Origin of the sequence: Rhizobium sp. RU20A, from assembly GCF_900155885.1 — a bacterium.
GTDB lineage: Bacteria > Pseudomonadota > Alphaproteobacteria > Rhizobiales > Rhizobiaceae > RU20A.
Genome location: NZ_FTMB01000010.1, coordinates 64,979 through 88,677, shown reverse-complemented (window position 1 = coordinate 88,677; position 23,699 = coordinate 64,979). Strand labels below are relative to the sequence as shown.

Genomic DNA, 23,699 nt, shown 5'->3' with positions numbered 1-23,699 from the left:
GGTGCTGACGAAAGCGAGGCCATTCGCGTCACGGCCGACTGCTCCAACGGCCCTCGCTCCTGCCGCGCATGCCGCTGATCTCATTCAAGATCATTTCGACTTGGAGCGCAGCGGCAAGAAATCTGAGCGACCTTCCGGTTTTCCAGGATAGCGGCAGTTGTCGACACTGACCTACTTGCCATCTCGATCCAAGCGCATCACAACCAGAGCCGTGAAACTCCAATTTCATGGGATCAGCTGTGCGCACAAAAGAGCAATCGTTTCTGACCCGAGTTCGCCAGATCTTGCCGCGCCTCCATCCAGCTGAACGACGCCTGGGCGAATTTGTCTGCGATTTTCCCGGCGAACTGGCAAGTTATTCGGCACAGGAATTAGCGGCCCTTGCCCATGTGTCCAAGGCGACCGTCTCGCGCTTTGTCCAGCGCCTTGGCTATGAGAACTATGATGAAGCGCGGCGCCACGCGCGAGCGGAAAAGCAGACCGGTTCTCGGCTGTTCCTGACCACGGCGGCGGATGCCGGCGCTGAACAGTCGGTTGCAGCGCATGTGGCGCAGGGCGTTGCCAACCTTGAAGCGACCTTCCTCGCCATATCGGACAGTCAGATCTCATCTGCGGCCTCTGCAATTCTCCAGGCGCGCAAGGTCTGGGTGGTGGGCTTTCGCGCCAGTCATCCCTTCGCAAGCTATTTGCAGTGGCAACTGACACAGGTTGTGGAGAACATCGTCGCCATTCCCGCCGGTGGCCAGACCCTTGGCGAGCACCTTGTAAGCCTTGCCGAAGACGATGTGGTGATCGTCTTCGGCCTGCGTCGGCGCATTGCCCGTATGGACCTTGTCCTCGGGCAGATTGAAAAGTCCAAGGCGAGACTGCTCTACGTGACGGACGAAGGGGTCGCTTTTCTCTCCAGCGCCACCTGGCATTTCCGATGCCACACGCTCGCTCCCGGCCCCTTGTTCAACCACGTATCGGTTATGGCCCTGTGCCATCTCATCACAACCCGCTGTATCGAAATCTCCGGCGTTTCGGGGCGCAACCGGCTCCGTGGCATCGAAGTGTTGAACGATAGCCTCGAAGAGCTGTGAGCGGCTTTTGTGCACGATCATGAAAAGATCGGCCCATTATTTAATCTGAAGAAAATCCCGTTTCACGAACGTATGCGCGGCATTCTAGGACTAAGTGACTGTTCAAAAATGTGAAACTTTGGTTTCACTCAATATGGCATGAAATCTGCATTCCATATCGGCACTGAAAGGCGCCTAAGACGCTGGGGAACGGACTGCTGGAATTTCATGCACTGGCAACGTCGATGTCTCCCCGAAGTCGGTCGCGTCCGAAAGTGTGAATTTGAATTTCTGAACACCGTGCCTCTTGGCCAAGAAAGGATAATCGCATGCTCAACCGCTTCATGATCACCCTGGCGAGTTCCTTGTTGCTTTCCACCTCGTTGTTCTGTGCGGCACAGGCCGAAACCATCACGCTGCGCGTGTTGGGGCAGCCCTCAGGATCGGGTCTCATCGCCCAGCAGAAGGAACAGCCATTCTTCGCGGCGCTGGCCGAGAAGACCGGGCTCGATATCAAGGTCGAGTACCTGCCCGTTGACGTCGCCGGCATTCCCGATACCGATGGGCTGCGCATTCTGAAGTCGGGCCTGTTCGACATCGTTTCGATCCGCGGTCCCCAGGTCAGCCGTGACGAACCCTCCGTCTTGGGTCTCGATCTCGTTGGCTTGAACACCAGCTTCGAGGCCGGCAAGAAACATATCGACGCATTCAGCGGCTATGTCAGCACCCGGCTGGAAAGCCAGTTCAACGCCAAACTTCTGGGCGTGTGGCCGGCTGGTCCGCAGGTCATCTTCTGCAAGCCTGAAGTCAAAGGCCTGGCCGACCTCAAGGGCATGAAGGTCCGCGTCGGCGACCAGAGTGCTGCAAACTTTGTCGCCAAACTTGGCGCCACGGGCATCTCCATGCCATTCGGCGAGGTGCAACAGTCCCTTTCACGCGGCGTGGTCGATTGCGCCATCACCGGCCCGGCCTCGGCAAACTCAGGCGGCTGGCCTGAGGCCACAACCACGGTTCTGCCGGTCGCCCTGCAGCTTGCGGTCAACGGCTACGCCATCAACCTGAACAGTTGGAACAAGTTCACGCCCGAGCAGCAGGAGAAACTGACTGCCGCAATCGGCGAACTCAACACCGAGATCTGGGCCTTTTCCAAGGAGCTCTACGAAGACGCCATGCGCTGCAATACCGGGCAGACGCCGTGCGAACGCGGCAAGCCGTACAAACTTGTCGAGGCTGCGGTCTCCGAAGCCGATCTCAAGACCGTCGCTGCTGCTGTTGGCGAGGTCTCTCTGCCGACCTGGGCCAAGCAGTGCAACGCCGTCGCTCCCGATTGCGAAGCGGAATGGAAGAAGTCGGTCGGCGTAGAACTCGGCCTCTGACACGATTGACCGGCTATGGAGAAGAACCCATGCAGACCTATGCACGCATACTCGGCATAACATTCGGGGTCATGATGATCCTTCTGTCTCTCGCCATTACGGCCGAGACACTGCTGCGAAAGTTCTTCTCCTATTCGCTGGGAGGGATCGATGAGTTGGGCGGCTACGCGATTGCCATTGCCGCCCCGCTCGCCTTCACCGTGGCGCTCGTGGAGAACTCCCATATCCGCATCAACCAGTTGACGGCGATGATGCCGAAAGCGGCTCAAGCCGTTCTGAACGGCCTATCGGCGATCACCATCGCACTCCTGGCAGGATATTTCTTCTACTTCACCGTCGATACGGTGATCGATACCCAGACCTACCGGTCGATCGCCCAGACACCCTGGGCGACACCGCTGATCTATCCGCAGACCATATGGCTCGTCGCCATGGCGACCTTCCCCCTTGCCGCACTCGTCTTTGCCAGCAGGGCCGCGATGCTGATGGCGCGCGGCGAGTGGCAGATGCTCAACCGACACTTCGGCCCGGTCTCCGCCCAGCAAGAACTTCAGGCCGAACTCGAAGACCTCAAGAAGCGCGAAGGAGCAAAGCAATGAGCATCGCTGTTGTGGGCATCGGCTTCACGGCCATGCTGGTCCTGATGTTTCTGAGTTTTCCTGTCGCTGTAGCAATCATTGCCGTCGGCGCGCTGGGTGGCTACCTCATGTATGGCATGCCACTCGTCGACATGATGGGCGGCGTCATCTGGTCAAGTCTCAACAGCCCGTCCATGCTCGCCATCCCGCTGTTCATGATGCTGGGGGAATTGCTCCTGCGGGGCGGCATTGCCGACCGGATGTTCGATGCGCTTGCGGTCTGGCTTGCCCGGCTGCCAGGTGGACTGCTTCACACCAATATCGCAACCTGCACGCTGTTTTCCGCAACCTCCGGGTCGTCGGTCGCAACTGCGGCCACTGTCGGCACCATTGCACTGCCGGCGTTGCAGCAATACAAATATCCTATGCAGCCATCGCTTGGCTCCCTGGCTGCCGGTGGCACACTCGGCATCCTCATTCCGCCGAGCGTCAACCTTTTGGTCTACGGGTCGCTGGCCAATACGTCTGTTGGCCAACTCTTTGCCGCTGGCGTGGTGCCTGGCATCCTGATGGCGCTCTGCTTCTCCGTCTATATCTTCCTGTTTCACGGCAAGGCGGGAGCGGAGGCGAAAGATCTGATCGACATGCCGCTCCGCCAAAAGCTGGCACTCGGCAAACACCTGATCCCGCCCTTCATCATCTTCGGCGTCGTCATGGGCTCGATCTATGGCGGTCTGGCAACGCCCACAGAATCGGCGGCCATTGGCGTCGTCATCGCATTGCTCTTCGTCGGGCTCAACGGTCGCCTCACTTTCGAGCTGCTGGCGAATTGCTCGATCCAGGCTGCCAAAACCAGTGGGATGGTGATGATCGTGCTGGTCTGCGCCCTGTTGCTCAATGTCACGATTTCCATGACTGGCGCCGCGCAGGCCATGACACAATGGATCGCATCCTTCGATCTGAGCCAGATCGCTTTGCTCTTCGTTCTGCTGGTATTCTACATGGTGCTCGGCACCTTCATGGACGCCATGTCGATGCTGGTTCTGACGGTGCCGATCGTCATCCCGATCGTGATTGCCGCCGGCATAGATCCGGTCTGGTTCGGCATCTTTATCGTCATCATGTGCGAGGTGGCGCTGATCACCCCGCCCGTCGGCATGAACCTGTTCGTTGTGCAGGGAGTGCGCATCGACGGCGGCCCCTACAGCGAGGTGATCAAGGGGGCTGTCCCCTACGTGGTCATCATGATGGTCTTTGCTATCGTCTTGATGTTCTTCCCCGGTATCGTTTTGTGGCTTCCAAACATTCTGGCGGGTCGGTGATGAACAGCCTCGCGTTCTCCAAAAAGAGGGCTCCGCAACGGCGCCTCCTCGTGATCAACCCCAACACCAATCCGACAGTCACGCAACGCGTGCGAAAAGTTGCAGAAGCAATCGTCACGCCACAGACCTCGGTATCCGTTGTGAACCCGGCGGAAGGGCCATTTTCCATCGAGACTGTGGCGCATCGCCACGCCGCCGAGCCCCGAGTGCTGGACCTCGTGCGCCACACGCTCAACAATCGCTATGACGCCTATGTCTTTGCCTGCTTTGACGATATCGCGCTGTTTGAAACCCGCGCCATGACGGGCGTTCCGGTCGTGGGGACCTGCGAGGCGGGGATTGCTGCGGCGCGCACCATGGGGGCGCGGTTCTCCATCATCACCACGGTCCACGCCGCCGTGCCCGGCATCCACCGTTTGCTGGCTCGCTACGGGGCTGCCGATATTTGCACGGTTCGAGCAGCAGGTGTGGGTGTCGCTGCAGCCGCGGGCGGAGACAGCGATACGGAGAGGCTTATCCTGTCTGCGGTGCGCGCAGCAGTCGACCAGGACGGTGCGAAAGCAATTCTGCTTGGATCAGGCGGCTTGACCGGACGCGCAAATGACCTTGAGCAGCAGTTTGGCCTTCCCGTGATCGATGGCGTCGCTGCTGCCATTAAAATGGCGGAAGGGTTGGCTTCCCTCAGGGGCCATGATCATGAGCCGTGTTCAAGCAAGGTCGACGCGGAATCTGAGCCCAGCCCTTGATGACAATTGATGTGTGGTCCTGACGCGCGCACTTTCATCCTCTCGGCCAGGGATTGATCACCCTCAAGCCGGCGGCCTCGAACGGGCTGGTGTCGCGCGTTGCGATCGCGAGGCCATTTGCCGCCGCCGTGGCTGCAATGTAGCCATCCGCTGTCCCGATCGCTTTCCCAGAAGCTCGGGCGCGCGCCATGAGGTCCGAGTAAAACTGAGAACTGGCGAGATCAAAGGAGAGAATGCGCCCTGAAAAGTACGGCAGAACTTCGCTTTCAAGGCGGTCGCGAAGGATCGTCTGCCGTTTCCCGGAAGGCATGGCAGCGATCCCAAAACGAAGTTCGGCAATCGCTATTGCGGATATGAAAAGCGTTTCGAGAACTTGTGCGTCCAGCCACGCAATCACCGCCTGCTCGGGAACCGGTTTCCAAGGCTCGGAGATGACGTTGGTGTCAAGCAAGATCATCCGAACGTCATCGGTACGGCAGCCGTCTTGTCGCGGCTCTTCTGCAGGGCGTCAACGTCGCTTTCGGACAGTTCGGCCTCGCGACCAATGGCCGTCAGCACAGATCCGAGCTTGATACGCTCGGGAGGACGCACAGCGGCCTCAAGAATCTCACGGATCTCGGCTTCGGTACTCCGGCCATGATGGGCAGCGCGCACCCGCAGAGCACGATGGGTCTCGTCCGAAAGGTTGCGAATGGTGACTGCCGGCATCGATAGCACCTCAATTCACTTGATAGCTTTGATATCAAAATATGAAAAATGCAAAGGAACTTCAAGCCGTACGTCAACGACGCCGTGCATCCAGCCAAACTTGCCTCGGACGTGCTGGCCCAAGTGGTACGCGCTCTAACGAACTGCGCCTTTTGAAAGATGGCGGGCAGGAGACCGGCAGGTAGTCGATCCGTACCGGCTACCTTTCCGTTCCTCCAGCAGAGCGTCAGGCCGGCAGCTTATAGAAGCGCACCGCGTTTGCCTCGAAAATCTTCGCCAGGTCCTCGGGGCCGAAGAGTTCGCCGAGCAGGTTCTTTGCGAGATCAACGACCTCTTCGTGGGTGGCTGCGAGGGTGGAGACGGGCCAGTCCGTGCCGAAAACGAGGCGATCGGGGCCGAAGGCACCCGCGACATGGCGGACAAAGGGGCGGATCCGATCAATCGTCCAGTCGGCGCCGGCTTCCGTCACGAGACCGGAGATCTTGCAGAAAATATTTGGCAGGGCGCCGATCGCCGACATGTGGCTGGCCCAGTCACCCATGTCGGGATTTGTCATGTCAGGCTTGGAGATGTGATCGATGATGCCGCGCAGGCCCGGCGTAGCAGCGAGCGCCTCCCGGATGGCCGGCAGATGGCGCGGGAAGGTCAGGATGTCGAAGGGAATGTCGCGGCGCGCAACTTCCGACAGCGCGGCGCGGAAGGCGGGATCGGCGATCATGGCGGGGTCATGCCCCTGGAGCATGGGGCGCAGTCCGATCCATTTCGGCTGGGCCTGATAGTAATCGAGCCGGGAGACAAAGCTGTCCGAGAGCATGTCGAGCCAGCCGACGACGCCGGCCACGAAATCGGTCTCCCGGGCAAGACGCAGACAATAATCGGTCTCGGCTTCCGTCTCGGCCGCCTGGACGAGGATCGTCCGGTTGATACCGGCCTGGCGCATCAGGGGCGCAAGATCGGTCGGACCGAAATCGCGAAACAGCGGCTTGAGGTCCGGCGTCAGCCAGCCATAGTCGTCACGTTCCACGGTCCAGAAGTGCTGATGGGCGTCCAGCATCGGTTTTCTCCGGTTTGAAAGGGGGCAAGGGCGGCCGGAAGGGTACCGGCCGCACACCGATCAGGCGCGGATGACGCCCTTCTTGAGGATGATATTGGCATAGAGACGGCGCTCGCCGGTGGAAACGACCGCATAGGCCTCCTTGGAACGATCATAGAAGGCGAAGCGGTCGATGAGTTCGAGGCCAATGGTCTTGCCCTCGGCGGCGGCCGAGATCGCATCGAATTCATCGTAGACCGGCGCTCGGCCATTGCCTTCCGGCACACGCATCACGGCCGTCGGTTGATCGACGAAATCATCGAGCGGGAAGACCGAGAGGATGGCTTCCTGAACCTCGGTCGCGGAAATGCCGGGCATCTGGATGAGGCGCTGCGCCACGGCATCGGCAGGGAAATTGGCGTCGGCGATGACGATCTCGTCGCCGTGGCCCATGTCGGCGAGAATGGCGAGCAGCGGGCCCGTCAGCAGGGGATTGATGTTTTTCAGCATGGTCGGTTCCTTGGGGGTCTTGTGAGGAGGGTCTTGCGGTCAGGCACGAACGGAAGCGAGCGCAGCGTCGAGATCGGCCCAGATCGCTTCGGGCAGCGGCGTGTCGAACCATTCGACATTCTGGCGCAACTGGCTTGCCGTCTTGGCACCGATCACGACGGCCGTCACGGCCGGATGGCGCATGGGGAAACGGATGGCGGCGGCGGCAAGCGGGACATCGTACGTGTCGCAAACGTTCCGCAGGGCTTCGACCTTGGCCACCACGACCGGGTCGGCATCGGCATAGTTGAACTTGCGCCTCCCGCCTTTCGGCGCGGCGAGAATGCCGGAATTGTAGACGCCACCGAGCGCCAGCGAGACACCGCGCTTTTGTGCCAAGGGCAGGAACGTATCAGCAGCATCGCGATCGAGCAGAGAATAGCGCCCGGCCAGCATGCAGCAATCGAGGTCGGTTTCCTCCAGAGCGTCGCGGATGGCTTCCCATTCGTTGACCCCAAGACCGAAGCCCTTGATGTCGCCGGCGGCTTTCAGCTCCTGAAGCGCCCGGAACCCGCCACCCTTGGTCAGCTGATCCCAGTGATGGTCGTGCAGGTCGGCATGCGTCACGCGGCCGATATCATGCACGTAGAGAAGGTCGATCTTGCGCATGCCGAGCCGCTGCTGACTGTCGTCATAGCTGCGCATGATGGCGTCGTAGCTGTAGTCGAAGACCTCGCGGAACGGAAGGCCGTTCCACCAGCCGGGATCGAGCGGATTTTTCGGCGGTTCGGGCGGAAGTTCGCGCCCGGCGCGCTGGTTGGTCATCAGGCGTCCAACTTTTGTGGACAGGGCAAATTCGCCCTCATGCGCGCGCAGCACTTGGCCCATCAGATGTTCGGCCCGCGTCAGGCCATACATGGGGGCCGTATCGAAATAGCGGATGCCGGCATTCCAGGCCGCTTCGATGACCTCCACGGCCTGGCTCGTCGGCACGTCGGCATAAAGGCCACCCAGCGGCGCCGTGCCGAAGCCCAGCGCGGTGATCGAAAGGCCCGTCTTGCCGATCGGGCGCGGTGTCGTGGCGGTAATGGTCATGGCAGTCGTCGTCCTGTCCTGCATGTCAGCGGCATCGAAAGGAGCGGCGCGTGCCGCCCCGCAGCCGGCTCCCCCACTCAGGCGGAGCGGCGAAGGATCTCAAGATAGTCTTCCTGCGTGGCGAGACGCGGATTGGTGGCGTGGCAATGGTCCTTCAGCGCCGCATGTGACACCTCTTCCATCATCGCCTCGGTCACACCCATCTCGGCAAGGCCGGAGGGCATCCCGATCCGCTGGTTCAGCGCCGCGATCACCCCATCCGGTTCGCCGCCCATGCGCGCCGCCAGCACATCCCACTTCCCACCGATCACCGGGCGGTTGAACCGCAGCACTTCGGGCATCAGCACGGCGTTCAGTGTTCCGTGATGCAGGTTGAGCGACCGAATGGCGCCGAGTGGGTGCGTCAGCGCGTGTACGGCACCAAGACCCTTCTGGAAGGCCATGGCGCCTTCCAGTGCACAGACCATCATGTCGCGCCGTGCTACCTTGTCCGTTCCGTCGGCGGTCGCCTTCTCAATGGCGGAGAGCCCGCAATCGAGGCCATGGAGGGCGATGGCCTCGGCCGGCGGGTTGAAGGCCGGCGCCATATAGGTTTCGAGGCAATGCGAAATGGCATCCATGCCCGTTGCCGCCGTCAGCTTCGGCGGAAGGCCGTAGGTCAGCTCCGGGTCACAAAGCGCGATGGTCGGCAGATTGTAGGGCGAGAGCAGCCCGAGCTTGCGGCCATCGGCAGTGATGATGACGGCGGCGCGGCCGACCTCCGAGCCGGTGCCGGAGGTCGTCGGCACCGCGATGAGGGGACAGATGCGGTTGTGGATCAGCTTCACGCCGCCGTTGACGGCCGCGTATTGGCCAAGCGGTGCCGGATGGCCCGTGAGGATGCGGACCGCCTTGGCGAGATCGAGGGACGAACCGCCGCCGATGCCGACAATGCCGTCGCAGTCTCCGCCGAGGTAGACGGCATGCGCTTCCATCACCGCCTCTTCGGTCGGATTGGCCGGCGTGCCGTCAAAGACCACGGCATCCGGCACGAGGTCGAGGATGCGGGCAACGACGCCGGTTGCCACAAGACCACGATCAGTGGCGATCAAAGGCCGCTTGACGCCCAGCTCGGCCAGAAAGGTCGGGAGCCGTGAAATTTCGCCTTCGCCGAACTCGATTCGGGTAAGATAGTTGATGAGGCTCACCGGGGCACTCCTTCAGCGGCGCGCCGCAGGGTCGATCGCATTCTTATTCTCCTCGTCAGGCCGACCGCCACTCCCCGGCGGCGCCCTTCTTCTTGGCTCGCACCCTGCAACCAATATATCAGTTTGTCAATCTGCCGGCCCTCCACCTTGCAAATTCTCCCGGATTGTGCCAATTCTCTCCGTGAAGGGGTGCAGCAATGGATGAAAAGCCGGCCCAAAAGGCGCAACAAATATATGAGATGCTTCGCCGCTCGATCCTGATGCTGGAGATGGCTCCGGGCTCTGCGATCGTAGAGAAGGAGATCTGCGCGGCCACCGGCATGTCCCGCACGCCGGTGCGCGAGGCTGTCCAGAAGCTTGCGGACGAGGGCCTCGTCAACGTCATCCCGCATTCGGGAACCTATGTGAGCCGCATTTCGGTCCGCAGTGCCGAGGAGGGCTTTCTCATCCGCCGGGCGCTGGAGGTCGAAAGCGTGCGGCGGGCCGCGGAAAATGATGACCCCGCCAGTTCCGCAGAGCTCGATGCGATCATCGCGCGCATGGATGCCATCGTCGCGCGCAAGGCGCACACGACCTATATCGACACGGACGATGCGCTGCACAGCGCCATTGCCCGCCGCTCCGGCCTCAACCGGATCTGGAAATTCATTTCGATGGCCAAGGTCGATCTCGATCGCATGCGCCAGCTCTCCTCGCCGATCCCCGGCCATCTCGAGAGCGTGACGGAGCAGCATCGACAGATCGTTGAGGCCGTCAAACGCGGCAAGCCGGATCAGGCGGAACTGGCCATGCGCATCCATCTGGAAACCTCCTTCGAGGTCATGGCAGGGCTGATTGCCCGCCGGGAAGGCATCTTCCTCGAGGAGACGGAGAAAGTACCATCATGAGCGCAGACGCAACGAGCCTTCCCTCCCCGGCAACGCCGACGATTTCTCCGATCATTCTGCTCAACCCGGCCGACAATGTGGCCGTGGCGCGCGCGGCCATTCGCCCTGGCGAAACCGGTGCCATCGACGGGGTCACGCCCCTGCGCATGATCCCGCGCGGTCATAAGATCGCGCTGAAATCGATCGCCAGGGGCGAGGCGGTGATGAAGTACGGCCAGATCATCGGCTTCGCCACGCAGGACATTCCCGCCGGCGACCACGTGCATGTCCACAACCTCACGGTCGGGGAATTTGGCCGTGATTACGCCTTTTGCGTGGATGCGAAACCCGTCAATCTTCTCGCGCCTGAAGAGCGGGCGACTTTCATGGGCTACAGGCGCCCGGACGGACGCATCGGCACGCGCAATTTCATCGTCGTCATTTCCTCGGTCAACTGTTCCGCCTCTGTGTCGCGCGCGGTCTGCGCGCATTTCTCCGCCCCTGGCGTGATGGATCGCTATCCGGGCGTCGATGGCGTCATCGCGCTCACCCATGGCGGCGGCTGCGCGCTCAACACCAAGGGCGAAGGCTACGATTACCTGACGCGCACCATCGCGGGCTATGCAACGCATCCGAATGTCGGCGGCGTGCTGATGATCGGCCTCGGCTGCGAGACCAACCAGATCCCGGCGCTGATGGAGCGCGAGGGGCTGGCCGAAAGCGACCGGCTCCATACGCTGACCATCCAGGCCACCGGCGGCACGCGCAAGACCATCGCCGCCGGCATCGAGGCGGTCGAGAAGATGATGCCGATCGTCGGAAAGGCAGAGCGCACAAAGCAGGATGCATCGGGCATCGTCGTTGCGCTGGAATGCGGCGGCTCCGATGGCTATTCCGGCATTTCCGCCAACCCGGCACTCGGTCATGCAGCGGATCTCATCGTGCGCCATGGCGGCACCGTCGTGCTCTCCGAAACGCCCGAGATCTACGGCGCCGAACATCTGCTCACCCGCCGCGCCGCGCGGCCCGAGGTCGCCCAGAAACTGCTCGACCGCATCGACTGGTGGCGCGACTACACGACCCGCAACAATGCCGAGATGGACAACAACCCCTCGCACGGCAACAAGGCAGGGGGTCTCACAACCATCCTCGAAAAGTCGCTCGGCGCCGTCGCCAAGGGCGGCAACACGACGCTGGAAGCGGTCTACGAATATTCCGAGAAAGTTACCGCCAAGGGTCTCGTCTTCATGGATACGCCCGGCTACGACCCCGTCGCCGTGACGGGACAGGTTGCCGGCGGCTGCAACATCATCTGCTTTACAACCGGACGGGGTTCGGTCGCGGGCTTCAAGCCGGCGCCGTCGCTGAAGCTCGCCACCAATTCCGAAATGTTTCGCCACATGGAAGAGGACATGGACCTCGACTGCGGGACGGTGGTGACGGGCAGCGAAACGATCGAGGAACTGGGAGAACGCATCTTTGCGCGTATCCTCGAAACAGCTTCGGGACGCCAGACAGTCAGCGAGGAACTGGGTTACGGCGACAATGAATTCGTACCCTGGCAGGTCGGCGCGGTGATGTGACGCCGCTTCCGGGGAGCGCCGGACATTCGATGAGGAGGGCGCCGGCTTCCGGCGCCAAGGAAATGAGGATCGACCGACGAGACCAGCCGGCCGCGCGGATTGCCCGCCTGTGCCCGCCCCTCACCGGGAGGAGGAACGACGATGCAGGAAATCGACAGGCAATATGACGTGGTGATCATCGGTGCGGGCGTCGGCGGCGGGGCGATGGCGAACCGCCTTGCTGACACCGGGGCGCGGATTCTCATGATCGAGCGCGGGAACTATCTGCCGCGCGAAGCCGACAACTGGTCGGTGAAGGCGGTCTTCCACGACAAGAAATACACGACGAGGGAGACCTGGCGCGACCGCTCCGGCAAGGAGTTCAATCCGTCGACCTACTACTATGTTGGTGGCAATTCGAAATTCTTCGGCGCCGCGACGGTGCGCTTCCGCACCCAGGATTTCGAGGAGTTGCAGCACGAGGACGGTGTCGCGCCCGCCTGGCCGGTCTCCTATGCGGAATTCGCGCCCTATTACGATGTTGCGGAACGGCTGATGGGCACCCACGGGACGGCCGGCACGGACCCGATCGAGCCGCCGCGCTCCGGCCCCATGCCCTACCCGGCCATCGGCCATGAGCCGGAAATCGAGGCTGTTGCCGAGAAGCTTCGCAAAAAGGGCCTTCGCCCGTTCCCGCTTCCGATCGCTATCGACCGCCATGATGGCGGCGCCTGCGTCCGCTGCGCCACCTGCGATGGCTTTGCCTGCAAGCTCGGCGCCAAGAACGATTCCGAAGTGCGCCTTGTCGGTCCTGCCCTGAAGACCGGGCGTGTCGATCTCGTGCTCGACACCAAGGTCGAACGTCTCTTGACGGACCCATCCGGCAAGCGCGTGGTGGCGATCGAGGTGACCCAGGGCGGCCAGAGGCGCACCATTGACGGCGACCTCTTCATCTCATCCGCCGGCGCGATCAACTCGACGGCCCTGCTCTTGCGCTCGGCCAATGACAAGCACAAACGCGGGCTCGGCAACAATATGTCCGACCAGTTGGGCCGCAACTACATGGCCCATAACAACACCGCGATGATGGCGATCAACCCGCTGCGCCGCAACACCGTCAAATTCCAGAAGTCGCTGTGCATCAACGACTTTTACCTTGCCAATTCCGTGAAGCCCTATCCGATGGGCAACGTGCAGGGCCTTGGCAAGCTGCAGGGCGGCATGCTGACGGCGAACCTCAAATGGGCGCCGCGTTTCCTGATGGACTGGTTCACCACCCGCTCACTCGACTGGTGGATCATGTCGGAAGACCTGCCGGACCCCAACAACCGGGTGACGCTCGACACCGACGGCAAGATCCGCGTCAGCTACACGCCGAACAACTTGAAGTCCCATGGCGACCTCGTGACCCATTGGGGCAAGCTGATGCGCTCGATCGGCTATCCGCTGATCATCACGCAGAAGATGGACATCACGGTCGCCATGCACCAGTGCGGCACGGCCCGTTTCGGCAAGGATCCCGCAACCTCGGTGCTCGACACGAACTGTCGGGTCTGGGACGTCGACAATCTCTATGTCGTCGACGCCTCCTTCCTGCCGAGTTCGACCGGCTTCAACCCGTCGCTGACCATCGTCGCCCAGGCCGTGCGCACCGCCGAACATCTCGTCAGGGACGTGCTGAAGGCAAAGACGGCGGCCTGAGGGGCGCTGCCGTCCACAAAACCAAGACAATCGAGGGAGGATAATATGGCGCAGGCCACGAATAAGAACCGGTTCGACCTGACTGGACGCGTTGCGATCGTTACCGGAGCCGCGCGCGGCATCGGCAAGGCGCTGGCCATCGGCCTTGCCGAGGAAGGCGCGGCCGTGGTCGTCAACTACGCGCAGGCCGCCGATCGGGCGGCCGAGGTCGTCAAGGAGATCGAGGCAATCGGCGGACGCGCCATCGCCATAAAGGCGGATGTGTCGAACGAAGCGGATGTCGCGCGACTGACTGCCGAAACCATCACCGCCTTCGGGCAGATCGATATTCTCGTCAACAATGCCGGCATCATCTACCCCGGCAATGCCGAGGATTATCCGCTCGACAGCTGGCGCAAGACCATGGCCACCAACCTCGACGGCGTCTTCCTGATGTCACGCGATGTCGGGCGCCACATGATCAGCCGCCGGACGGGGTCGATCATTACCATCGGCTCCATGTCCGGCCGGATTGTCAACTGGCCCTTCCGCCACGCCGCCTACAATGTCTCGAAAGCCGGCGTGCACATGCTGACCAAGGCACTCGCGACCGAATGGGCCGAGCACAACATCCGCGTCAACGCCATCGCGCCGGGCTACATCCGCACCGAACTGACCGACCAGGTCTCGAAGGAACACCCTGACGTCGTCAACCAGTATTGGGAAAAGGGCGCCGTCCAGGGCCGCATCGGCGACGTCGACGAACTCATCGGCGCCACCGTCTACCTCGCCTCGGACGCGTCGAGCTTCACGACGGGCGAGATCATCACGATCGATGGCGGCCTGACGCTGCGATAGGAACGCCTCGCGTAGACATGGGCACAACGGTTGCCTCCCGATATGGCCTGACCCTCGCGCAAACGCCAGCGCGGTGGCGTTTCGCCATGACTCCCCCAGACGCTCATCCCGCACCGCAACCTCATAACGCACTGCAAAACAAGAAATCTTCACGACGTCACGAGTTCGTATTGACAAAATACGACGACTGATCAACAAATGTCAAAGTGACCGGTTGAGGAACCTGAGAGGTCACACATCGCCGCCGCGGGAGGAGCCGTGGGCGGTATTTCGGAGGAGATCCCCATGACTGCAGATTCCGGTGGAAAGACCGGCACGCGTTTTGTCGTGCCGCGCAGAACCATTTTGAAGGGCGCGGCGGTGGCCGGCCTGACGGGCGCGTTTTCGGCCCCCTTCATCAATCGCCTGAAGGCCCAGGAAAGCCATCCGCTGGCCGGCCAGAAGATCGACATGAACATTCTCGGCATCGCCGGCTGGCTGCCGTCTTCGCTGGGTGTGAAGATGTCGCCGATGTTTGCCGACTACGTGAAGGAAAAATACGGCTACGACGTCACCTTCGGTTTCGCCGAGGCGCCGTTTGCCGACCTCTTCCAGAAGGCCGCCACCTCGCTCGCCACCAAGAGCCAGGAATACAACATCATCATTTCGGACAGCCAGTGGCTGGGCGCGCTCGCCAAGCCCGGCTGGATCCTGAAGCTCAACGACATCATCGCCAAGAACAAGAACCTGCAGCTCGACTGGTACTCCGACACTGTCGTCAATACCTACATGAAGTATCCCGACGGCAGCGAAGACATCTGGGGCCTGCCGCAGGAAGGCGACACCAAGGCGCTCTACGTGCGCAAGGACCTCGTCGAGGATCCCAACGAGCAAGCGGCCTTCCAGGCCAAATACGGCATGAAGCTGCCCTCGACCTTCGAGGAATATGAAGAACTCGACGCCGAAACCTACGAGAAGATCATGGAGTTCTTCACGCGCCCGGATCAGGGCCTGTGGGGTGCGGCCTGGCAGTACAGCCGCGTCTATGACTTCTGCACCTGCCCGCTTCTGTCGATCATGTGGAGCCGCGGCGGCGACATCTGGGATCCGAAGACCGGCCAGGTCGAGGGCATCCTCAACACCGACGCCAATGCGCAGGCCATGGAACTCTATAAGTCCTGGCTGAAGTACATGCCGCCGGGCGCGACGAACTTCGGCATCGCCGAGGAAATCGACGTGTGGACGCAGGGCAAGGTCGCGACCTGCCTGCAGTGGGCCGCCGTCGGCCTCGCCATGATCACGCCGGAGAACAAGGACAAGGTTCTCGTCGTGCCGCCGCCGAAGTTCGGCAAGGGCGCTGAAGCCAAGCGCGTCTACTGCATGGGCGGGCAGCCCTGGGTTATCAACGCCTTCAACGACGATGCCAAGATGCGTGTCGCCATCGACTTCATGAACTGGTGGTACCTGCCGGAAACCACGCTGGAATTTGCCAAGCGCGGTGGCAACCCCACCGACAAGGCGACGCTTTCCAGCCCGGATTTCGACACGATCAATCCGTGGAACCGCGCCTACAAGTTCATGCTGGAAACGGGCCGCTCGCGCGACTTCTGGCACCACCCGCGCTACTCGGAAATGCTGGCGGTCCAGCAGGAGGGCTTCACCTCCTACATGACCGGCACGACGGCCTCGGCCAAGCAGGCGCTCGATTATATCGCCTGCCAGCAGCAGCAGATCCTCTACGACGACGGCACGGCGGCCACCGCCCCGTCCGACGCCTGCAGCTCGACGAGCCTCTGACGCGTTGCCCCACGCGGTCCCCGCCATCCGGAAACCGGGCGGCGGAGATCGCGAAGGGCTCTCCCGGCGGCGGCCCTCCCACCCCACCAGGGGTCGCCGCTCCTTTCAAGACAGCGACGTCGCGTTCGAGCCGCCCTTGCCGGGGCGAAAGGCCGAACTGCGCCCTCGCCTGTCCTTATCCGCGCCGGCCGGCATCGGTTCGGAACGAGATGTGATCGCATCGGCCTGACCGGGGGTTGTCCCGGCGGCGATGCCAAGACGGATGGAAGACAATGGCGTCATCACCCGGCCAGTCCGCCTTCAAGGACAATCGTCGCGTCATCATTTTCGCGCTGCTGGCGCCGGTGCTCGCCTTCTTCATCGTGTTCAACACGATCCCGACGCTGTGGCTTCTGGGCCTGTCCTTCCACAAGTTCTCGCTGCTCAGCGGCATGCCGCCCGAGTTCTTCGGATTCCGGAATTTCCAGGACATCTTCCGCAACCGCAACGGCATCTGGGGCGATCTCGGCCGTACCTTCACCTTCGTCGGTGTCGGGGTGCTGGTCCAGACCACGCTTGGTATCCTCTTGGGCTTCCTCTTCTGGGGCTCCAAGGACATGCCGGGGCGACGCCTCGCGCTGACGCTTCTCTTCACACCGATGGTGTTGACGCCTGTCGCCACCGGCACCTTCTTCCGCTTCATCTACGACCCGACCTTCGGCGTGCTGAACGCGCTGGTCGGATGGATGTCGCCGACGGGCACGATCGACTTCCTCGGCAATCCGCAGATCGCCTTCTGGGCGGTGCTGGCCGTCGACTGCTGGATGTGGACGCCCTTCATGACGCTGATGACGCTCGCGGCGCTGGGCTCCGTGCCGAAGGCCGAGCTGGAGGCGGCCGAGATCGATCGCCTCTCCTGGCCGAAGCGCGTGTCGCTGGTCATCTGGCACCACGGCAAGTTCATCCTGATGCTCGGCATCCTGCTTCGCACCATCGATAGCTTCAAGACACTCGATCTCATTATTCCCATGACCAAGGGCGGTCCCGGCCAAACGACGCGCCTCGTCGCTGTCGAGCTCAACAAGCAGAGCTTCGAGAGCTTCAACATGGGCTGGTCGTCAGCCTATTCGGTGCTGCTGCTGCTTATCTCGATCGCGATGACCTCCATGTTCATCTTCATCCTCAACCGCCGCCGGAAAGGACGCTGACATGTCCGAGACCCTTCGCGCCCGCCTCTACCATGTCGTGCTGTGGATCGTGTCGCTCATCTTCTTCTCGCCGGTCGCCTGGATCATCCTGTCGTCCTTCAAGACGCGCAGCGACATTCTCGCCACGCCGCCGAAGCTGATCTTCACGCCGACGCTCGACAATTACGTCGACCTCTTCGTCAACAATCGCGGCTTCCTGTTGCAGCTCGGAAATTCCATCATCCTGTCGGTGACGGCCGTCGTCATTGCCGTCTTTGTGTCCTTCCTTGCCGCCTTCTGCTTCTCGCGGTTCAAGCCGAAGGGCACGGACTTCCTGATGTTCCTGCTGCTTTCCATCCGCATGCTGCCCGGCCCCGCCGTCATCCTGCCGGTCTACCTCATGTACGTGGCATTCGGCTGGAAGGACAATCACCTGGCGATGATCCTCTTCTACGCGATGTTCTCGATCCCCTTCTCGGTCTGGATCCTGAAGGGCTTCCTCGACGGCGTTTCGACGCGCTTCGACGAGACCGGGCGCGTTAATGGCGGCTCCTGGCTGCACATCATCTTTCGCGTGGTGCTGCCGCAGGTGAAGCCGGGGCTGATCGCCGCCTTCATCTTCAACATCATCTTTGTGTGGAACGAGTTCCTGTTCAATTTCATCATCGGGGGCGTCTCGACGCAAAACATCCCCTACGCACTCGCCGTCGGCGCCTATTCTGACGGGGGTCTCAACTGGACCTTCATCTCGGCGCTGACTTCCATCTACATCCTGCCGCCCGTGCTCTTCATCTACTTCTTCCAGAAGTACCTGCTGGTCGGCATGACCTTCGGCACCGTGCGCGGGGAGGTGTAACATGGCGTCTCAAGACAACGGAGCCTCCGAGACCAACGCCGTCGATGAGATCGTGGCAAAGCCCGGCTTCATCGATCGCCTCGAGGCCATCCTTATGGCGCTGATCCTGATCGGCATCGTGCTGGTCGCCCAGCAATGGTCGGTCATGGTCTACCGGGTCGGATTGTCGATCCTCGTCTGCGCCACGCTGGTACAGATCGCGGTCGGCAATGTGCCGCGCGATCTCTCGGTCGTCCGCAGCCTGCTGCGCATCGTCATCCTGCTTTGCGTCGTGGCGCTGATGTTCGGCATCGGCATCCTGCTCGCCCCCATTTTCGCACAGATTGGACGCTGACATGCATGCCGTGGAATTTCTCTCCGTCAGCAAGGCCTTTCGCGGCAAGACCGCGCTGGACCAGGTGACGCTCTCGGTGGGCGAAGGCTCGTTCACCGTGGTCTGCGGCCCGCCGAAGGCCGGTAAGTCCGTTCTGTTCCGCCTTCTGGTCGGCCTCGAACAGACCGATGGCGGTCAGATCCTGCTGGCAGGCCGCGACATCACCCATGCGCCGCCGTCGGAGCGCAACATCGGTTATGTGCCGCAGAGCTTCGCGCTCTACCCGCATATGAGCGTCTATGACAACATTGCCTACCCGCTGAACCTCTCCGGCGCACCGCGCGAGGAGATCGCCCGCAAGGTGGATGCGACGGCCGGCATGCTGTCGATCACGCATCTGATGAAAAAGACACCGGACCAGCTTTCGGGTGGCGAAAAGCAGCGCGTCGCCGTCGCCCGCGGCCTGATGAAGGACGCCAAGGTCTTCGTGCTGGACGATCCGCTCGTCGGCCTTGACTACAAGCTGCGCGAACGGCTGATGGACGAGTTGAAGCAGCTGTGCGAGGAGTTGAAGACGACCTTCCTCTATGCGACCTCGGATTCGCTGGAGGCCCTCACGCTCGCCCAGTCCATCGTCGTGCTGGAGAAGGGCCGGATCGTGGAACATGCGCCGGCCATCGACCTCTATCTCCAGCCGCAGCACGTGCGCAGCCTCGACATCGTCGGCTTCCCACGCGCCAACATCGTCGACGTTCCAACGCGCAGCGGCACGGTGAGCGTCGCGGGGTTCGCCTTCCGCCTGCCGCAGGATGTGAAGGCGCCGGCCGTCATACTCGGCATTCGGCCGGAACATGTCACGGTCGGCAGAACGGAAGGCCGCTCCGGCCGTGTCGCCATCGTCGAGCATCTCGGCTCTGAGATCGTGCTCTATGCCGATTGCGACGGCACGCAGCTGACGTCGGCCTATCCGGCCTCCAACGTCACCGCGCCCGCCATCGACAGCACCGTCACCGTCAGCCTTCGCCCCGAAGACGTGATGGTCTTCGACCGCGACACCGGCCGTTTCCTCGGCCGCTGTACGCCGGCCGCGCAGGCGTAAGGAGAGGACCATGGCAAGCATCGTCATCGAAAACCTGACCAAGACCTTCGGCACCTTCACCGCGATCAAGCAAATGAATGCTACCTTCGCCGATGGCCAGGTCACCTGCCTGCTCGGCCCCTCCGGCTGCGGCAAGACCACGCTGATGCGCATGATCGTCGGGCTCGAAAAGCCGACCTCCGGCCGCATTCTCTTCGACGACAGGGATATGGCAAACCTGCCGCCGCGCAAGCGCAATGTCGGCATGGTGTTCCAGTACCCCGTCATGTACCAGACGCTCTCGGTGGAAGAGAACCTCGCGCTGCCGCTGGAGCAGGACAAGTCCCTGTCCTCGGCCGAGCGTGCCCGCCGCATTGACGAGGTGCTCGACGTTCTCGACATGCGCGACAAGCGCAAGCTCTTCATCGGCGACCTCGATGCCGGCAGCCGCCAGAAGGTGGCCGTGGGCCGCGCCGTTGCGCGCCGCTCTGACATCGTGCTCTTCGACGAGCCGACCACAAATGTGGAGGTGCACGCAAAACTCCTCCTCATCCGCGCCTTCAAGCTCGTCACCCAGCGCCTGCGCCAGACCATCGTCTACGTCACCCACGACCAGACGGAAGCGATGACGCTGGCCGACAATGTCGCGCTGATGAAGGACGGCAAGATCCTGCAATATGACACGCCGTCGGCGCTCTACGAGACGCCGGCCACCGAGTTCGCCGGCTGGTTCCTCGGCAATCCCGGCATGAACTTCCCGCCGGCCGAACTGTCGGGCGCAACGGTAAAGACGCCGCTCTCCTCGCTCCCGCTGACGGCGAGCGCCACCGGCCTGCCGAAGGGCGACTATCGCATCGGCGTGCGCCCGGAGCATGTGGATGTGCTGGTCGCACCCCGACCCGGCAGCGTGCCCGCCGTGGTGCGCGACATGAACGTGACGATCGCCGGCCGCTTCATCGTCACCCTCGACGTGGGCGGCGCGACGGTCAAGGCGAAGACCAACGGAAGGCCGCCGGTCGCCGTCGGCGCACCCGCCCATATTGGCATCGACCCTGCCCATGTCAGCCTCTACCGCGACGGCGTGCGCGTGGCTGACGTGACCGGCCATGCTGCGTGAAAGAGGCCGCCTGAAGGAGGAAGACACCATGCATGATGTGTCCGTGATCGGACTTTACATTCTCGATGTGCTGGGCCGCCCCGTCGACGCCATCCCGCCGGGGGGCCGGGTCGATTTCATCGAGGAAATCCGCCTGACGGTCGCCGGCACGGCCGGCGGCACGGTGGTCGACATCGCCAAGATGGGGCTGAACTGCCTCGCCGTCGGCGCTGTTGGCGACGACGAGAAGGCCGACTTCATGCTCTCGACCATGCAGAAGTTCGGCATCGACACCTCGGGCATGCAGCGCCTCGCCGGCGTGCCCTCGTCCGCCACCATCCTCAACATCCGCCGCAACGGCGAGCGTCCGGCGCTCCACCAGCGCGGCGCCTCCGATCACTTCGACGTGCCGGACAGCGCGCTCGACACGGTGCTTGCGCCGCCGATCATCCATCTCGGCGGCACGGGCCTGCTGAAGAAGCTCGACGGCGAGCCGAGCCGCAAACTCCTGGCAGAAGCCAAGAAGCGCGGCCGCACGGTGACCTTTGACCTCATTGCCGCAACCGCCGAGACCATCACGCTGGTCGATCCGCTGCTGCCCTATATCGACTATTTCATGCCCTCGATCGAGGAAGCCTGCGCCATGTCCGGCCAGTCGACTGTCGAGGATGCGGCCCGCTTCTTCCTCGACAAAGGCGTGAACGCCTGCGTCTTCACGCTCGGCGCCGACGGTGCCTTCTATGCCGACCAGGCCGGCAATCGGCTGACGAAGCCGGCCTATGTGATCGACGTCGTGGATACGACGGGCTGCGGAGACAGCTTCGATGCCGGCTATATCGTCGCGCTCCACCACGGCATGGATCTTGAAACGCGGCTTTCCTTCGCGCAGGCATCCGCCGCGCTCGTTGCAACCGGACTTGGCTCGGATGCCGGCATCCGCTCCTTCGACCAGGTGATGGATTTCATGAGGACGCAGCCGGTAAAGGCTGGTTGACAAAGGATTATTCAGTTTGACCGCCGTCCGCCCCGCAGCCACAATCCAGGGACGAACCGGCGACAGCACGGAAGGGAGGGTCCCGATGCAGACCAAGAAGATCATCAATGACGGCGCAAAGGCCGTCGATGAAATGGTGGACGGCATTCTCGCCGCCCATGGCGATATCCTCACCTATGTCGAGGACAATCCGCGCGCCATTGTCGCGAAGAACGGGCCGCGTCAGGGCAAGGTCGGCATCGTCGTCGGCGGCGGCTCCGGCCACGAGCCGACCTTCGTCGGCTTTGTCGGCAAGGGGCTTGCCGATGCCTGCGCCGTCGGCAACGTCTTCGCCTCGCCGCCACCGGACCCGATCATGTCCTGCACGCGGGCCGTCGATGGCGGTGCTGGCGTACTCTATCTCTACGGCAACTATGCCGGCGACGTCATGAACTTCGACATGGCGTCCGAAATGATGGCGCTCGACGACATCCATGTGCGTACGGTGCTGACCACCGACGACGTGGCCTCGGCGCCCCGCGATCAGCGCGAGAAACGCCGCGGCGTTGCCGGTAACTTCTTCGTCTTCAAGCTGACCGGTGCTGCCGCCGACAAGATGATGTCGATCGACGAATGCGAGCGCATTGCCCGCAAGACCAATGACCGCACCTTCACCGTCGGCGTCGCCACCTCCGCCTGCTCGCTGCCGCAGACGCGCAAGTGGAACTTCGAGATGGGCGACGACGAGATGGAGGTCGGCATGGGTATCCATGGCGAGCCAGGCATCGTGCGCGAAAAGCTCGGCACGGCCGACGAGATCGTCGACAACATCATGGACCGCATCTTTGCCGAACTTGAAGCCAAGTCCGGCGACAAGGTGGCCGTGCTCGTCAATTCGCTGGGCTCCACGCCGCTCATGGAACTCTACATCATCAACCGCCGCGTCAGCCAGCGCCTCGCCGAAAAGGGCATCGAGACCCACAAGACCTGGGTCGGCACCTATTGCTCCTCGCTCGAAATGGCCGGTGCCTCGATCACCATCCTGCATCTCGATGACGAACTGACCGAGATGCTCGACCATCCCTGCGACTGCGCAATGTTCCAGGTGAAGTGAGGAAACGGGCATGCAACTGACCGCAAAAGACTTCACGGCCATGTTCCGCCAGATCGCCACCCGCATCGAGGGCGAGCGCAACCATCTGTGCGAGCTCGATGGCCATATCGGCGATGCCGACCATGGCATTGCCATGGAGCAGGGTTTCGGCGCCATCGTGAAGGCACTCGACACCTCCGAGCCGGCAACGCCGACGGATGTGTTCAACACCGCGGCGAAATCCTTCCTCAATGCCGTCGGCGCGTCCTCCGGCCCGCTTTATGCCACCGCCTTCCTGCGCGCCGGCGCGGCGTTCAAGGGCAAGGAGACGGTCGCGATCGACGAAGCGCCCTCCGTCATCGAGGCCATGGCCCGGGGCGTCGCGGAACGCGGCAAGGCCGAGCTTGGCGACAAGACCATGATCGACGCCTGGAAGCCAGCGGCGATTGCCGTGGAACAGGCACGCGAGGCCGGCAAGCCGCTGTCCGAGGTGCTGGCGGCTGCCCGCAAGGCGGCCGAAGAGGGCGCAGAAGCCACAAAGACCATGGTCGCCAGCAAGGGCCGCTCTTCCAGGCTCGGCGAACGCTCGCTCGGCCATATGGATCCGGGCGCGGCCTCGGCAGCCATCATCGTCGGGGAGATATGCGATTTTCTGGCTCGCTCATAAAGCGATCGGGCGGATAAGCCTTCCGCCCGTCGGCATTTGACCCCATAGGTGACAATGGTGCAGCGCACGCGGACCCGGTTCCGCGAGCAAGGGGTAATCCGTGCCTTCCGTTTCTCTTGG

The 23,699-nt window shown here is 62.4% G+C and carries 24 protein-coding genes; 18 read left to right on the top strand and 6 right to left on the bottom strand.

Features of this window, described 5'->3' with window-relative positions; translation table 11 throughout:
- Positions 1 to 239 precede the first annotated feature (239 nt).
- The 5 genes from F3H41_RS18625 to F3H41_RS18605 all read left to right on the top strand — a co-directional run bounded on the left by F3H41_RS18625 (position 240) and on the right by F3H41_RS18605 (position 5,083).
- Positions 240 to 1,082, top strand: a complete 843-nt coding sequence (locus tag F3H41_RS18625) for a MurR/RpiR family transcriptional regulator (protein ID WP_149740244.1) — start codon at positions 240 to 242, stop codon at positions 1,080 to 1,082.
- Positions 1,083 to 1,390: 308 nt separating this feature from the next.
- Positions 1,391 to 2,437 carry a TRAP transporter substrate-binding protein gene (locus F3H41_RS18620; RefSeq protein WP_149740191.1) on the top strand — a complete coding sequence of 349 codons (1,047 nt, stop codon included), beginning with the start codon at positions 1,391 to 1,393 and terminating at the stop codon, positions 2,435 to 2,437.
- A gap of 29 nt (positions 2,438 to 2,466) precedes the next feature.
- The gene (locus F3H41_RS18615; RefSeq protein ID WP_149740190.1) at positions 2,467 to 3,036 is read left to right on the top strand and encodes a TRAP transporter small permease; all 570 of its coding nucleotides are present in this window, start codon (positions 2,467 to 2,469) and stop codon (positions 3,034 to 3,036) included.
- Positions 3,033 to 4,337 carry a TRAP transporter large permease gene (locus tag F3H41_RS18610; RefSeq protein WP_149740189.1) on the top strand — a complete coding sequence of 435 codons (1,305 nt, stop codon included), beginning with the start codon at positions 3,033 to 3,035 and terminating at the stop codon, positions 4,335 to 4,337. The genes F3H41_RS18615 and F3H41_RS18610 overlap by 4 nt, the downstream gene beginning before the upstream one ends.
- The gene (locus F3H41_RS18605; RefSeq protein WP_149740188.1) at positions 4,337 to 5,083 is read left to right on the top strand and encodes an aspartate/glutamate racemase family protein; all 747 of its coding nucleotides are present in this window, start codon (positions 4,337 to 4,339) and stop codon (positions 5,081 to 5,083) included. Before F3H41_RS18610 ends, F3H41_RS18605 begins: the two co-directional genes overlap by 1 nt.
- Positions 5,084 to 5,117: 34 nt before the next feature.
- Here the strand turns inward: F3H41_RS18605 and F3H41_RS18600 are convergent, their stop codons facing one another.
- The 6 genes from F3H41_RS18600 to F3H41_RS18575 form a co-directional block, all read right to left on the bottom strand.
- Positions 5,118 to 5,540, bottom strand: a complete 423-nt coding sequence (locus F3H41_RS18600) for a type II toxin-antitoxin system VapC family toxin (protein ID WP_149740187.1) — start codon at positions 5,538 to 5,540, stop codon at positions 5,118 to 5,120.
- Entirely contained in the window at positions 5,537 to 5,791 is a 255-nt protein-coding gene (locus F3H41_RS18595) for a plasmid stabilization protein (protein ID WP_149740186.1), read from the bottom strand. Before F3H41_RS18595 ends, F3H41_RS18600 begins: the two co-directional genes overlap by 4 nt.
- Before the next feature lie 226 nt (positions 5,792 to 6,017).
- Positions 6,018 to 6,845 carry an amidohydrolase family protein gene (locus tag F3H41_RS18590; RefSeq protein WP_149740185.1) on the bottom strand — a complete coding sequence of 276 codons (828 nt, stop codon included), beginning with the start codon at positions 6,843 to 6,845 and terminating at the stop codon, positions 6,018 to 6,020.
- 60 nt (positions 6,846 to 6,905) lie between these two features.
- Positions 6,906 to 7,334, bottom strand: coding sequence for an RbsD/FucU domain-containing protein (locus F3H41_RS18585; protein ID WP_149740184.1), 429 nt, complete (start codon positions 7,332 to 7,334; stop codon positions 6,906 to 6,908).
- A gap of 39 nt (positions 7,335 to 7,373) precedes the next feature.
- On the bottom strand, positions 7,374 to 8,408 hold the full coding sequence (locus F3H41_RS18580) for an aldo/keto reductase (RefSeq protein ID WP_149740183.1): 1,035 nt from the start codon (positions 8,406 to 8,408) through the stop codon (positions 7,374 to 7,376).
- Positions 8,409 to 8,485: 77 nt separating this feature from the next.
- Positions 8,486 to 9,595: an iron-containing alcohol dehydrogenase gene (locus tag F3H41_RS18575; protein ID WP_149740182.1), complete on the bottom strand. Its 1,110-nt coding sequence runs from the start codon at positions 9,593 to 9,595 to the stop codon at positions 8,486 to 8,488.
- A gap of 197 nt (positions 9,596 to 9,792) precedes the next feature.
- Here F3H41_RS18575 and F3H41_RS18570 point away from each other — a divergent pair, with 197 nt between their 5' ends.
- The 13 genes from F3H41_RS18570 (at position 9,793) to dhaL (ending at position 23,579) form a co-directional block, all read left to right on the top strand.
- Complete coding sequence (locus F3H41_RS18570; protein ID WP_149740181.1) at positions 9,793 to 10,482, top strand: GntR family transcriptional regulator; 690 nt, start codon at positions 9,793 to 9,795, stop codon at positions 10,480 to 10,482.
- On the top strand, positions 10,479 to 12,044 hold the full coding sequence (locus tag F3H41_RS18565; protein ID WP_149740180.1) for an altronate dehydratase family protein: 1,566 nt from the start codon (positions 10,479 to 10,481) through the stop codon (positions 12,042 to 12,044). Before F3H41_RS18570 ends, F3H41_RS18565 begins: the two co-directional genes overlap by 4 nt.
- 141 nt (positions 12,045 to 12,185) lie before the next feature.
- Positions 12,186 to 13,724, top strand: a complete 1,539-nt coding sequence (locus tag F3H41_RS18560; RefSeq protein ID WP_149740179.1) for a GMC family oxidoreductase — start codon at positions 12,186 to 12,188, stop codon at positions 13,722 to 13,724.
- A 45-nt stretch (positions 13,725 to 13,769) separates the two neighbouring features.
- Positions 13,770 to 14,561: a 3-oxoacyl-ACP reductase family protein gene (locus F3H41_RS18555; protein WP_149740178.1), complete on the top strand. Its 792-nt coding sequence runs from the start codon at positions 13,770 to 13,772 to the stop codon at positions 14,559 to 14,561.
- A gap of 285 nt (positions 14,562 to 14,846) precedes the next feature.
- Positions 14,847 to 16,337, top strand: coding sequence for an extracellular solute-binding protein (locus F3H41_RS18550; RefSeq protein ID WP_149740177.1), 1,491 nt, complete (start codon positions 14,847 to 14,849; stop codon positions 16,335 to 16,337).
- Between the two features lie 272 nt (positions 16,338 to 16,609).
- A complete protein-coding gene (locus tag F3H41_RS18545; RefSeq protein ID WP_149740176.1) occupies positions 16,610 to 17,524 on the top strand; it encodes a sugar ABC transporter permease in 915 nt (304 codons plus the stop codon).
- A gap of 1 nt (position 17,525) precedes the next feature.
- Positions 17,526 to 18,359, top strand: a complete 834-nt coding sequence (locus F3H41_RS18540) for a carbohydrate ABC transporter permease (protein WP_149740175.1) — start codon at positions 17,526 to 17,528, stop codon at positions 18,357 to 18,359.
- Position 18,360: 1 nt separating this feature from the next.
- Complete coding sequence (locus F3H41_RS18535) at positions 18,361 to 18,693, top strand: hypothetical protein (protein ID WP_149740174.1); 333 nt, start codon at positions 18,361 to 18,363, stop codon at positions 18,691 to 18,693.
- Between the two features lies 1 nt (position 18,694).
- Complete coding sequence (locus F3H41_RS18530; protein ID WP_149740173.1) at positions 18,695 to 19,771, top strand: ABC transporter ATP-binding protein; 1,077 nt, start codon at positions 18,695 to 18,697, stop codon at positions 19,769 to 19,771.
- A 10-nt stretch (positions 19,772 to 19,781) separates the two neighbouring features.
- Positions 19,782 to 20,867, top strand: a complete 1,086-nt coding sequence (locus F3H41_RS18525; RefSeq protein WP_149740172.1) for an ABC transporter ATP-binding protein — start codon at positions 19,782 to 19,784, stop codon at positions 20,865 to 20,867.
- A 28-nt stretch (positions 20,868 to 20,895) separates the two neighbouring features.
- On the top strand, positions 20,896 to 21,840 hold the full coding sequence (locus F3H41_RS18520) for a sugar kinase (RefSeq protein WP_149740171.1): 945 nt from the start codon (positions 20,896 to 20,898) through the stop codon (positions 21,838 to 21,840).
- Positions 21,841 to 21,925: 85 nt separating this feature from the next.
- A complete protein-coding gene (locus tag F3H41_RS18515; RefSeq protein WP_149740170.1) occupies positions 21,926 to 22,933 on the top strand; it encodes a dihydroxyacetone kinase subunit DhaK in 1,008 nt (335 codons plus the stop codon).
- Between the two features lie 10 nt (positions 22,934 to 22,943).
- Positions 22,944 to 23,579 (top strand): dihydroxyacetone kinase subunit DhaL, encoded by a 636-nt coding sequence (dhaL, locus tag F3H41_RS18510; protein WP_149740169.1) that lies wholly within the window; start codon positions 22,944 to 22,946, stop codon positions 23,577 to 23,579.
- Positions 23,580 to 23,699 lie beyond the last annotated feature (120 nt).